Annotated in this window: 7 protein-coding genes and 1 pseudogene; 2 read left to right on the top strand and 6 right to left on the bottom strand. The window is 62.4% G+C overall.

Annotation, left to right across the window (positions count from 1 at the left end; all coding sequences use genetic code 11):
- Window positions 1-96: 96 nt before the first annotated feature.
- Window positions 97-1,374 carry a bifunctional O-acetylhomoserine aminocarboxypropyltransferase/cysteine synthase gene (locus tag N7650_RS15030; protein ID WP_279898898.1) on the bottom strand — a complete coding sequence of 426 codons (1,278 nt, stop codon included), beginning with the start codon at window positions 1,372-1,374 and terminating at the stop codon, window positions 97-99.
- Window positions 1,375-1,888: 514 nt separating this feature from the next.
- Here N7650_RS15030 and N7650_RS15025 point away from each other — a divergent pair.
- Both N7650_RS15025 and N7650_RS15020 read left to right on the top strand, forming a co-directional pair.
- Window positions 1,889-3,352: a SulP family inorganic anion transporter gene (locus N7650_RS15025; protein WP_279898897.1), complete on the top strand. Its 1,464-nt coding sequence runs from the start codon at window positions 1,889-1,891 to the stop codon at window positions 3,350-3,352.
- 124 nt (window positions 3,353-3,476) lie between these two features.
- The gene (locus N7650_RS15020; protein ID WP_279898896.1) at window positions 3,477-4,679 is read left to right on the top strand and encodes a delta-60 repeat domain-containing protein; all 1,203 of its coding nucleotides are present in this window, start codon (window positions 3,477-3,479) and stop codon (window positions 4,677-4,679) included.
- Between the two features lie 51 nt (window positions 4,680-4,730).
- On the opposite strand, the gene fusA is transcribed toward N7650_RS15020, so the two are convergent.
- The 5 genes and pseudogenes from fusA to N7650_RS14995 form a co-directional block, all read right to left on the bottom strand.
- Window positions 4,731-6,836 carry an elongation factor G gene (gene fusA / locus N7650_RS15015; protein ID WP_279898895.1) on the bottom strand — a complete coding sequence of 702 codons (2,106 nt, stop codon included), beginning with the start codon at window positions 6,834-6,836 and terminating at the stop codon, window positions 4,731-4,733.
- A 90-nt stretch (window positions 6,837-6,926) separates the two neighbouring features.
- Window positions 6,927-7,922, bottom strand: coding sequence for a DUF6708 domain-containing protein (locus N7650_RS15010; protein ID WP_279898894.1), 996 nt, complete (start codon window positions 7,920-7,922; stop codon window positions 6,927-6,929).
- Window positions 7,922-10,483 (bottom strand): T6SS effector BTH_I2691 family protein, encoded by a 2,562-nt coding sequence (locus tag N7650_RS15005; protein ID WP_279898893.1) that lies wholly within the window; start codon window positions 10,481-10,483, stop codon window positions 7,922-7,924. The genes N7650_RS15010 and N7650_RS15005 overlap by 1 nt, the downstream gene beginning before the upstream one ends.
- Window positions 10,476-11,384, bottom strand: a complete 909-nt coding sequence (locus N7650_RS15000) for a DUF4123 domain-containing protein (RefSeq protein ID WP_279898892.1) — start codon at window positions 11,382-11,384, stop codon at window positions 10,476-10,478. The genes N7650_RS15005 and N7650_RS15000 overlap by 8 nt, the downstream gene beginning before the upstream one ends.
- Window positions 11,381-12,231, bottom strand: a pseudogene (locus N7650_RS14995) (type VI secretion system tip protein VgrG); the annotation flags it as partial. The pseudogene N7650_RS14995 and the gene N7650_RS15000, both read right to left, overlap by 4 nt.

Below are 12,231 nucleotides of genomic sequence, written 5' to 3'. Positions count from 1 at the left end.
GCGTCGAAGGTATGTGCGCAAGGCAATTTGAAAGGGACCGCTCAAGCCCGCGCCCTCCATCGTTATCGGGTCGGGCGAGGCTGGCGGTTGCGGCGGTTATCCGCGGCTGGCGGCGAGGGCCTGTTCGAGGTCGGCGATGATGTCATCGCTGTGCTCGATGCCGATCGACAGGCGCACCATGTCGCGTGGCACTCCGGCTTTCTCCAGCTCTTCGTCGTTGAGCTGGCGGTGGGTGGTGGAGGCGGGGTGGCAGGCCAGGGACTTGGCGTCGCCGATGTTGACCAGGCGTACCACCAGCTTCAGGGCATCGATGAACCGCGCGCCGGCTTGCTGGCCGCCCTTGATGCCGAACGAGAGGATCGACGCCGGCTTGCCCTGGGTGTAGCGCCGGGCCAGTTCGTGCTCGGGGTGATCCGGCAGGCCGGCGTATTTGACCCAGGCCACCTGCTCGTGGGTTTGCAGGTAACGGGCGACCTTGAGGGCATTTTCGGTATGCCGCTCCATGCGCAGCGCCAGGGTTTCCAGGCCTTGCAGGATCAGGAAGGCGTTGAACGGCGACAGCGCCGCGCCGGTGTTGCGCAGCGGCACCACCCGGCAACGGCCGATGAACGCCGCCGGGCCGAAGGCTTCGCTGTAGGTCACGCCGTGGTAGGACGGGTCGGGGGTGTTGAGCAGGGCGAAGCGTTCCTTGTTCTCGGCCCAGGGGAACGTGCCCGAGTCGATGACGATGCCGCCGATGCTGGTGCCATGGCCGCCGATGTATTTGGTCAGCGAATGCACGACGATATCGGCGCCGTGTTCGAACGGCCGGCAGAGGATCGGCGTTGCCACGGTGTTGTCGACGATCAGCGGCACGCCATGGCGGTGCGCGGCGTCGGCCAGGGCCTGCAGGTCGACGATATTGCCCGCCGGGTTGCCGATGGTCTCGCAGAACACCGCCTTGGTGCGCTCGTCGATCAGGGCTTCGAGGGCGGCAATATCGTCGTGCGGGGCGAAGCGGGTCTGGATGCCGATGCGTGGCAGGGTATGGGCCAGCAGGTTATAGGTACCGCCATACAGCTTGGCCACGGAAACGATATTGTCGCCGACTTCGGCGATGGTCTGGATCGCATAGGTGATCGCCGCCATGCCCGAGGCCACCGCCAGCGCCCCGACCCCGCCCTCGAGCGCGGCCATGCGTTGTTCCAGCACATCGTTTGTGGGGTTCATGATCCGCGAATAGATATTGCCGGCAACCTTCAGGTCGAACAGGTCGGCGCCATGCTGGGTATCGTCGAAGGCGAAGGAGGTGGTCTGGTAGATCGGCACGGCCACCGCCCTGGTGGTCGGGTCCGGGCTGAAGCCCGCGTGGATGGCCAGGGTTTCCAGCTTCATGCAGTCGTTCCTTGAAAGGGTTGGAGAGGCGGAGCATGGGGCGGGGGCGAGCGGGTGGTCAATAGCCATAGTGGTTATAAGGAAATAGCCGGAGCACCGGAGAACCCTGCTGGCTTGCCAGCGATTGGTCCGTCCGGACACCATCATTGCCTATGCCGGCCTCATCGCCGGCAACGCCGGCTCCCACAGGATCCTGAGTCAACCACAGGATTTGTGTTCAGCACTGACCCTGTGGGAGCTGGCTTGCCAGCGATGGGGCCGGCACTGACAAAGATGCTGCCAGGTCGGGCCCTATCGCTGGCAAGCCAGCTCCCACAAGTTCAGTGCCACATCCAAATCGTGCGGCTGACTGGGAGCCGGCGTTGCCGGCGATGAGGCCGGCATGAGCAATGATGCTGTCAGGTCAGGCCCCCTATCGCTGGCAAGCCCCACAGGGTTTTGTGTCGGCCATGGCGAATCCGGTAAGCTTGCTAACGATTTTTCCCCGCCTGGCTTGCCCTCACGGAATTCCCCGATGTCCCATACCCACACCCGAAACCGGGCCCTGCGCGTGCGCAGCGATGTCCTCGCCGGTCTGACCACGTCGTTCGCCCTGGTGCCGGAGTGCATCGCCTTCGCCCTGGTCGCGCACCTCAATCCGCTGATGGGCCTGTACGGCGCCTTCATCATCTGCACCCTGACGGCCTTGTTCGGCGGCCGCCCGGGAATGATTTCCGGCGCGGCCGGCTCCATGGCCGTGGTGATCGTCGCCCTGGTTGTGCAGCAGGGCGTGCAGTACCTGCTGGCCACGGTGCTGCTGGGCGGGCTGCTGATGATCCTGTTCGGCCTGCTGCGCCTGGGCAAGCTGGTGCGCCTGGTGCCGTATCCGGTGATGCTCGGCTTCGTCAACGGCCTGGCCATCGTGATCGCCATGGCCCAGCTGGAACATTTCAAGGATGGCGAGCACTGGCTGCAAGGCCCGGCGTTGTGGCTGATGCTTGGCTTGGTGGGCCTGACCATGCTGGTGGTCCATACCCTGCCGAAACTGACCCGCGCAGTGCCGCCCGCGCTGGTGGCGATCCTCGGTGTCGGCATGCTGGTCTGGCTGCTCGATCTGCCAACCCGTACCCTTGGCGACATGGCCCATATCGCCGGCGGCCTGCCGTCCCTGGCCTTGCCACAAGTACCGTGGAACCTGGAAACCCTGCGCATCATCGCCCCCTACGCGGTGCTGATGGCCCTGGTCGGCCTCCTGGAAACCCTGCTGACCCTCAACCTCACCGACGAAATCACCGAGAGCCGCGGCCACCCCGACCGCGAATGCGTGGCCCTTGGCGCGGCCAACATGGTTTCAGGGCTGTGTGGCGGCATGGGCGGTTGCGCGATGATCGGGCAGACCGTCATCAACCTCGGCTCCAACGGGCGCGGACGCCTGTCCGGAGTCGTGGCGGGGGTGATGATCCTGCTGTTCGTGCTGTTCCTCTCACCGCTGATCGAGGAGATCCCGCTGGCGGCGCTGGTCGGGGTGATGTTCGTGGTCGCCCAGCAGACCTTCGCCTGGGCCTCGCTGCGGGTATTGCGCAAGGTGCCGGCCAGCGATGTGCTGGCCATCGTCGCGGTGACCGTGGTCACGGTGTTCACCGACCTGGCCACGGCGGTGCTGTTCGGCATCGTCATCGCCGCGATCAACTTCGCCTGGCAGCACGCCCGCGAGCTGTATGCCGACATCCATGACGAAGCGGACGGCAGCCGGCTGTACCGGGTGCATGGAACGTTGTTCTTCGCCTCGTCGACACCGTTTCTCGACCAGTTCGACCCGGCGAATGATCCGGCGCAGGTAACGCTGGACTGCCGGCACCTGAGCTTCGTCGATTACTCGGCCATCGCGGCGTTGAAGACCTTGCGCGAGCGGTATGAGAAGGCGGGGAAGCACCTGCGGGTGGTGCATCTGTCGGAGCGTTGCAAGCAGTTGCTCAAGCGCGCCAGCGTGGAGCACTGATACGCGCGCACCTGGTATTTCTGTCAGGTGCGTGCGCTAGTCGACAAGGATTGAATAGGTTCACGGATGAGGCCCGGCAGGGCGGCGGTCCATCCGACACCCTCAGTGTCGATGGAGATGAGCAATGAACGTACAAACCCGGCCGTCCACGGCCAAGCTGGATGCTTCGTTCGGTAATGGCGGCACGCTGCGCTTTGAGTTGCCAGGGCAGGACTATGTCGCCCGAGCCATCCTGGGCCCGGCCAAGGAAATCGTCGCCATCGGCGTCGGTTCGCTCAAGCCCAATGCCCTGACCCTGGCGCGCTTCACTGCCAATGGCGTCCTCGATGCGACGTTTGCCGACAAGGGCGTGGCGGTCCGCGAGCTGTTTGCGGCGTTCGAGGTATCCGTGGCGGATTGCGTCCAGTTGCCCGACACGCGCCTGGTCGCACTTGGCGCGCGGCGCCCGCCGAATGACCGGAATGCTGATGAAGAGTTTTTTCTCGCCTGTTTCCTGGCCGACGGGCGCCTCGACAGCAGCTTCGGCAGCGGCGGCACGGTGGTCTTCGCACCGCTGGTGAGAAGCCGCTTCGCCCGTGCGCTGCTGGTGCAGAAGGACGGCAACCTGATCGCCGTGTGCGAGGGTGTAGCCATAGGGCTGGACCGCAGCGGCGCGGTGCGGATCAGCAGTACGGGGCAACTGGACAAGACCTTTGGCAGGCGCGGTGTGCTGGGGTTCGGCGAGCACACCAGCCTGCATGCCGCTGCTCGTCAGGAGGATGGTCGTCTGCTGTTCGGTGGTAGCTGCATGTCGCAGGCCAGCGTGGAGCGTTTCTACGACACGGCAGCACCTGATCTTTCCTTGGCCATGACCTCTTTCGTCAGCCTGCCGCTGGGTTCGCTGAAGGACATGTGTATCGAGCGCCTGCTGGAGCAGCCCGACGGGCGGATTGTTGCGCTTGGACAAGGCAGCGATGCAGACTTCGCCGACCGCGGGTTCCTGGCCAGGCTCCTGCTCAATGGCAGTGTCGACAGCGCCTTCAATGGGGGCAGGCCTGTCGAACTGGGTGAGACCACGCCACGAGACATGCTGCTCGACGCTGCTGGCCGTATTCTCACCCTGGAACTGGACAGCCGCACGCAGCAATTGATCGTCAGACGTGTCACGGCAAGCGGCAGCCTGGATAGCTCGTTCGGCGTGGCCAGTGCCGGCCTGGATGGCGGCTTCGTCGAGAACGGGCAACCTCGCTTGTTGGCCCAGTCCGCCGACAAGGTGCTGGCCACGGCGACCGTGCGGGACGCCAGCAAGCAGCGGGCTGGCCTGACGGTCACCCGATTGCTGGTCTGAAGGCCGGGCGGCGATGGCCGGTTGTCCGTACCATCGCCGCTGCCGGGTTCATCATCCCTGCTTCTTGATGATCACATCGGCAATGCTCGCCGGTGCTTCCGCATAGCGAGTGAACTCCATCGAATAGCTGGCCCGGCCCTGGGTCATCGAGCGCATCTCGGTGGAGTAGCCGAACATTTCGCCCAGCGGCACTTCGGCCCGTACCACCTTGCCCGCCGGGGTGTCCTCGCTGCCCTGGATCAAGCCGCGACGGCGGCTCAGGTCGCCCATGATGTCGCCCATGAATTCCTCGGGCGTCACCACTTCCACCTTCATCACCGGCTCCAGCAGCACCGCGCCGCCTTTTTGCGCCAGTTGCTTGGTAGCCATGGACGCGGCGATCTTGAACGCCATTTCGTTGGAGTCGACGTCGTGGTACGAGCCGTCGAACACCGCGGCCTTGAGGCTGATCAGCGGATAGCCGGCAACCACGCCGTTCTGCATCTGTTCCTCGATGCCTTTCTGGATGGCCGGGATGTACTCGCGCGGCACCACGCCGCCGACGATCTCGTTGATGAATTCCAGGCCTTCCTTGCCTTCGTCACCCGGCGCGAAGCGGATCCAGCAATGACCGTACTGGCCGCGCCCGCCGGATTGGCGGACGAACCTGCCTTCGATCTCGCAAGTATTGCGAATCTTCTCGCGGTAAGCCACCTGGGGCTTGCCGATATTGGCCTCGACCCCGAACTCGCGGCGCATGCGGTCGACGATGATGTCCAGGTGCAGTTCGCCCATGCCCGAGATGATGGTCTGCCCGGTTTCCTCGTCGGTCTTGACCCGGAACGACGGGTCTTCCTGGGCCAGCTTGCCGAGGGCGATGCCCATTTTTTCCTGGTCGGCCTTGGTCTTGGGCTCTACCGCCACCGAGATCACCGGGTCGGGGAAGTCCATGCGTTCGAGGATGATCGGCTTGTTGATATCGCACAGGGTGTCGCCGGTGGTCACGTCCTTCATGCCGATCAGCGCGGCAATGTCCCCGGCGCACACCGCCTTGATCTCGGCGCGCTGGTTGGCGTGCATCTGCACCATGCGGCCGACCCGTTCCTTCTTGCCCTTGACCGAGTTGAGCACGGCATCGCCGGAGCTGAGCACGCCGGAATAGACCCGCGCGAAAGTTAGGGTCCCGACGAAGGGATCGGTGGCGATCTTGAAGGCCAAGGCCGAGAACGGCTCGTTGTCGTCGGCGTGGCGTTCCAGGTGCCGGTCCTCGTGGTCCGGGTCGGTGCCGTTGATCGCCGGGATCTCCGAGGGGGCGGGGAGGTAGTCGATCACGGCATCGAGCATCAGCGGCACGCCCTTGTTCTTGAACGACGAGCCGAGGATCGCCGGAACGATCTCGTTGGCCAGAGTACGCTGGCGCAAGCCGGCCTTGATCTGCTCGTTGCTCAGTTCGATGCCGTCCAGATAGAGGGTCATGAACTCGTCATTGGCCTCGGCGGCGGCTTCGATCATATGCGCGCGCCATTCCCGGGCTTGCTCCAGGAGTTCGGCGGGGATGTCTTCCTCGCGGTAGCTGGTGCCCTGGTCGTCTTCGTTCCAGTAGATAGCCTTCATCTTTACCAGGTCGATCTGCCCGGCGAAGTTTTCCTCGGCGCCAATCGCCAGCTGGATCGGCACCGGGTGGTGGCCCAGGCGCTGGTCGATCTGCTTGACCACGCGCAGGAAATCGGCGCCCTGGCGGTCCATCTTGTTCACGTAGGCCAGGCGCGGCACATGGTACTTGTTGGCCTGGCGCCACACCGTTTCGGACTGCGGCTCGACGCCATCGGCGCCGCTGAACACCACCACCGCGCCGTCGAGCACGCGCAGGGAGCGTTCCACCTCGATGGTGAAGTCCACGTGGCCGGGCGTGTCGATGATATTGAAGCGGTACTTGTCGGCGAACTGCTTGGTCGAGCCCTGCCAGAAGGCCGTGGTCGCCGCCGAGGTGATGGTGATCCCGCGTTCCTGTTCCTGGGCCATCCAGTCCATGGTCGCGGCGCCGTCGTGGACCTCGCCCATCTTATGGTTGACCCCGGTGTAGAACAGGATGCGCTCGGTAGTGGTGGTCTTGCCGGCATCGACGTGGGCGACGATGCCGATATTGCGGTACAGCTCGATGGGAGTGGTGCGCGCCATGAGGGGTCACCTGTGCTGCGTGGGGGTGGAGTGGTATTTCCACGGTAGCAGAGGCTAGGGGGATTGCCGGATCGCCGGACAGATGATCGATCAACGCCCGGCTTCTTCGATGACCTTCGGAAACCTTGGCTCATAGCAAAGCAGGAGTGATAACCAGTGGCCGGTGGCGTGGATCAGGATAACGGGCCATAGCAGCAAGTTGAGCAACACGAATACCCGTAGTTCGCTCTGGCGGAAGAAGCTGGTGTCCAATCCCCAGGCGGCCTTGAGCGAAAGCCAGGGCCAGGGGAATTTGCAGATGAGTTTCTTTGGAGCTGGCGCGGCGGTGGGGCCGTCTTCCATGTAGCGGCGGATGTATTCCCAGAACGCCAGCAGTTCACTGGCGTTGCGGGTGGGTTTGCCGATGAAGGTGACTTCGATGTTGTCGGTGGGGGTGCCTTGTAGATCGACGCCATCACCTTTGTCCCAGACCAGGATGACGAAGCCGCCGGTACCTTCGAGTTCGCTCATTTTCTTGTCGATAAGGATCTCGGTCTTGTCCCAGTCCATGATGCGGATGCCGCCCAGGTGCTTGGGACGGAGGAGGTAGACTTTTCGGGTGATGCGGTTGAAGCGAACGATGATGCGGCGGGCGGTGAAGGATTCCAAGCGAGTGAAACGAAACGTGTACTTCAAAAAGACTGCAAGTACCATTAGCAAGGACAGGGGGAAAAATACTGCAAAAAAGTAATCGCTACTGGTTAGCGGCACTTTGTCGTAATAGCTATGTCCAGCCATAATGTAGTCGATGGACATCACTGTATTGATTGTAGTGGCATGTATTAGCATTCCATATATGGCAATTGCAAAAAATGTAATTGCTCCTCTTTTTTCGTCGTTAGGTGTCCTGATGTCAATATGCTCGTCGTTGTACGTGTAGATTGATAAATTATCGTAAGTGCTGTTTGAAACTGGCTCGCTCACTCCACTTGGGGCATGGAGTTCAGTCTGTCCCGGGTGGCGCTGTTGGTTATTGAATTCGTTCTTGGCTTCTTCGTAGGTGGTTAATGTCTTGGACCACTGAAAGCCTCGTTCCAGAAAATACATTAGAGAGTCCCCTCTAATGCTTTTTGCATGGTTGTCACTTCAGCTTTTTCATTATCGATGCCTTTGTTTTTAAGATTCTTGCGGAATGTGCAGGTGTCGAGGTAGCGCTGCAGCTGGTTAGGAAATAGGACGATTTCAACTAATACCAATGCCAGAATCACCATGTTCAGGCCGAAAAATAGCCGAAGCATTGGAATCATGCGTAGGGCCAGAGCAGTAGATGCTTGCAAACTTGATCTAACCGCTACACCGAGAATTGGGCGAGTTCCGTACTGCTTGAGCAAGTATTCCAAGTATGGCCTCGCGAACGCCAAGCCCGCCGTAATAGATAAGGTGGCGGAACCCATCTGTGTCACTGCGCGCAATAAGTAGACTCCGGCAAGCGAATACCTTTTATGGCCTCGACTCTCATACGCATCCTGAAAGTCATACCAAGCCCCCACCAACCCAGCCGTCCCCGCCAGAACCCCCGCCCCCAACCTCAAGCCACCCCCAAACACCTTGGCCCCCTGCTGAACCGCAGTGCTCCCGCTGCGCGAACCAAGCGCCACCGCCGCCGCGCCGATCTCGACACCAGCAGCCGTCACCGCCAGTATCGCGGCAACCAATTCGGCATATTGCCTGCCGCCTTTGTCCTCGACCGCCAGCTTGTTGAGCAGATTCCAGACATCCAGCACCGCCAGGACGCCACCAAGCCGCATTTCGACCATCGGCCCGTGGCGTCCTCCTCGAAGCGCGTCGTCGAAGCTACGCTGCGCAGCTCGATCGATGCGCGCAGACGCGCCGCGACCGAGGGGTTTCCCGCCACGCATTTCGAGCTGGATGTTCTGTGCATAGCGCCCCAGTTGCGCCTGCAGCACCGCTGCCGCAACCTTGTTGGCGGCCTTGTCCAGAAGGGTTGCGGGCTTGTTCTGGAGCAGGGAGTTGCCAAGGGTATTGATCAACATGGCCCCGCCCACCAGGTAGCTGGACGGTGGTCCGCCCGTGCCCGCGGCCAGCTCGTCCATGAAGGCATGGGCGCGGTCGTAGACAACGGCCAGCTTCTTCAGGCGATCCTGCAGGGCGACAGGGTCGATGTCCTCCAGCGTGCTGCGGGCCTCGTACAACGCAGCCACTTCGTCCTCGGCCGCCTGCTGGTTCTGCGCCAGCGACCGCCAGTACAGGTTTTCCCGCGAGATCTCCGCTTCGCGCCAGCGCTCCAGTAACGCCTGGCCAGCTTCGGTGGCATTCATTCCGGCGATGGCCTTGCCCATCTGGTCTTCGAACAGCAGTGCTTGTTCCGTGTCATCACGGTCGAACACTTCGAGCGCATCGAGCAGTTGCTCGCTCTGCAGCCAGAGCAGGTGATCCGCCGTGCGCGCATCGCGAGCTGCATCGGCCTTGGCAACCTCGTCTTGATAGCGTTCCAGGAAATCCTGGCGCCTTTGCTCGTCGATATAGGGCGCGTACTTGTCCCAACTGCTGGCGCGTGCGGCCTTGATCGCGGCGTCCTGTACCTGCCGTTGCTGGGTCGGATTGCGGAAGCTCTGGTAGTTGCCGGAGGATTGCACCACTGCATACCTGTTGCCCGCCTGGTACTCCGGGTCGGTGTAACGCACGCCGATAGTGTTCTGATGATTGCGATAGCTGGCCTCGGCCTCGTCCTCCACCAGCTTCCTGATGTTGTCGATAGCGAAGGCGATGGTGAACTTGCGCTGGTTGTCGACCTTTTCTTCATCCTCTTTGGCCATGAAGGTGTCGAGTGAGTCGCTGCTCGCGTTACGCCAGGCATTGAGCTCCTGAACCATGCCGAGGGCATCATTCAGGACGATGGCGACTCCGCCTTGAGTGTCACGTCCGGCAGCAGGCCGCATTTCTGCGGAGACTGCCTGCCGGGGTGGCGGTAAGGGCAGGAAGGCCAGTGTCTTGAGGTGCTCCTTGAGCGTGGGCTTGCTGTCTGCCGCGAAGTCCGTGATCAGGTCGAGGGCATTGCGGGTGAGCACGTTGGGCATGATGGGTGGTTCTGCCGAGAGCAGTCCGGCGATATCCACCGAGGTCATGGTGTCGCGGTACTTGGCAAGCTGGCGGAACCTGTCACGCACTGTCTGGGTGAGGGGCGCCGGGCTGTAGAGAAAGCGCAGCTCATCGATGCCGTCCATGTCGTGCAGCCGCAGCATCCAGGTTGGGGTCTTCACTGCGCCTGGGCCAAAGGTCGGAGCCGGTTGGGCCCAGGGTCGGTCGGCGTCAATGAAGTCGAGTACGCCGATAGCCGAGACGCGGTACTGGCTATGCCAGGCGTAGGCTGCTTCCTTGCGCTTGATGAGGACATAGAGGAATCCCTCGCGCAGAGGGCGCAGGGCATAGGCGGACTCGCTGAGCCGACCGACCTTTGTCGGGCGGCTCAGGTGCGGCGGCAGGAAGGGCAGTTGTCCCTTCTGGCTCGCGCTGCCGCCCACTGCGCCATAGCGCAGCGGGAGGAAAGAGAAGGTGCGCGTGCAGGTGGTGGCCGAGCCCTGTAACTGACCTTGCAACCATGTACGCATTAGCTCGCAGAGTTCGAAGGTTTTTTCCAGGTTAGACATGGTGGGGGCTCGTCAGCATTGTCGGGGTAATGTGCCGTTTCAGCGCCTGGGCGAGGGGTTGCTTGCCTTCAAGAGCGTCTTTCAGTGCGGCCTGCAATGGAAGGCCACCGCGCAAGGCCCGGTCATGCAAGGCCATGAGCAGGGCGTAGTCGCTCTGGTCTGCTTGCTGCCTGAAACCCATTCGACGCGCCTCGGCCAGCAGCCTGCGAACTTGTGCCAGACGCTTGCCGTGGCACCCCCCGGTGGCCGGCGTTACCTGCAGCTTGTCGATCAGATCGACCAGCCGATAGCTGAGCGCGTCACCCGTCAGGTCATCCCAACAGAGCTGGTCGAGGTAGATCGGCGGAACGCCGCAGTAGTCCGCCCGGTCCTTGCCGGCATAGCGTCGCCAGCCTTTTTCTCCATCATCGAGGTCAGACTCGGGCTCCCTGAGCCACCATGAGTGGATGGGAGCAAGCAGGTGCACGATGCCAGGCAGGTCCTGGCGGGAATGCAGAACGGGAAAGGCTTTCTCGCTGTAGAAGCGCAGCAGGTGGGTGCGTCCGTCCGGGCCTCGGGCAATGGCGGCCTCGCCGAGGTGGAAAGCGAGCCTGGAGGGTTCCAGGGCACTTATCAGCCAACTGCTCGGTGCATCGCCTGCCACGTTGCTCAGGTCATGATGGAATTCGTACTGGCCTTGCAGGCCGGTGCGCTCCCCGGAGCAGAACAACCAAGGACCGATGTCCCGAAGATTGGCAAAGTGGTCTTGTTGCAGGATCGGATAGCCGGCGTTGCCGAATGTATCGAAAACCTGGCGACGCTCGGGAGGCGACAGGCGAGCCATTTCCACGATGGCTGTCAGGCGATGGTCTGGCAGCGGCCTGAGTTGCTCCACCAGTAGACGTTCGAAGGGTGTCATCATGCCGCAGGTGCTCCTTCCATCGGGATCAGGTTGTTCCCCTCGGCGATAGCCTTGAGCAGACATCCCACACACACGGGTTCGCTCACGTCCGCCACGCCGGACATGGCGATACTGTTGCTGTTTCCTCGTGGGTCGACCGTCAGTGGCCCTCGCTGCTGGAGCGTGATGCCATCCAGGGTGATACCCGCAGCGTCGATACGCAGTGAGCCCCCCGGCCCCTTGATGTTCAGCGCGTCGGCGCAATGGATTTCGAAGACCTTGGTGTGCTGGACGATGCGCTGCCCTGCGTGCAGGCTGACTGCCCCTTGTACGTTTTGTTCCATATGCCCACCGATCTCCACCCGATGATTGGCGGCGGTCGTGTCACGGCGGTTTCCGCGAACCTCTTCGCTGCGGTCCCTGCCGATGGTGATGGTATGGTTGCGATCGATGACCAGTTCGTCGTTGTTGCCGATCTCATGCCGCCGGTTCTGCCCGATGAGCAGTGTTTCGTCATTGCCCACCGTGTCCTTGCGGTCGTGGCCAACGGTAAGGCTCTCGTCGTTGTCCACCCGCTCGCTGCGGTCGTGCCCGACGTGGGTGGTTTCGTCGTTCCTGACCTCGTTCCTCTGGTTCCTCTGGGCATGGATGAACACCTCTTCCTGCCCCGCCTCGTCCTCGAAGCTCAGCTCGTTGAAGCCGTCGCCCTTGTGGGTCTGACTCTTGAAGACCATTCGGGTCTTGTTTGCGGGCAGTTCGTAGGGCGGGCGCTGAAGTGCCGTCACGCACCGACCGGTGATCACTGGCTGGTCAGCGTCCCCGTTCTGGTAGCTGACAATCACGCCCTGACCGATGCGCGGGATTGCCA

Source organism: Pseudomonas sp. GD04058, assembly GCF_029836855.1.
In the GTDB taxonomy this organism is placed as follows: Bacteria; Pseudomonadota; Gammaproteobacteria; order Pseudomonadales; family Pseudomonadaceae; genus Aquipseudomonas; species Aquipseudomonas bharatica.
This window is presented reverse-complemented; position numbering and strand designations above follow the sequence as displayed.

Excerpts from the sequence above, each read along its gene's own strand:
- N7650_RS15005 (WP_279898893.1), bottom strand. The coding sequence starts at position 10,483 with ATGTCTAACCTGGAAAAAACCTTCGAACTCTGCGAGCTAATGCGTACA.
- N7650_RS15010 (WP_279898894.1), bottom strand. The coding sequence starts at position 7,922 with ATGTATTTTCTGGAACGAGGCTTTCAGTGGTCCAAGACATTAACCACC.
- fusA (WP_279898895.1), bottom strand. The coding sequence starts at position 6,836 with ATGGCGCGCACCACTCCCATCGAGCTGTACCGCAATATCGGCATCGTC.
- N7650_RS15000 (WP_279898892.1), bottom strand. The coding sequence starts at position 11,384 with ATGATGACACCCTTCGAACGTCTACTGGTGGAGCAACTCAGGCCGCTG.
- N7650_RS15020 (WP_279898896.1), top strand. The coding sequence starts at position 3,477 with ATGAACGTACAAACCCGGCCGTCCACGGCCAAGCTGGATGCTTCGTTC.
- N7650_RS15025 (WP_279898897.1), top strand. The coding sequence starts at position 1,889 with ATGTCCCATACCCACACCCGAAACCGGGCCCTGCGCGTGCGCAGCGAT.
- N7650_RS15030 (WP_279898898.1), bottom strand. The coding sequence starts at position 1,374 with ATGAAGCTGGAAACCCTGGCCATCCACGCGGGCTTCAGCCCGGACCCG.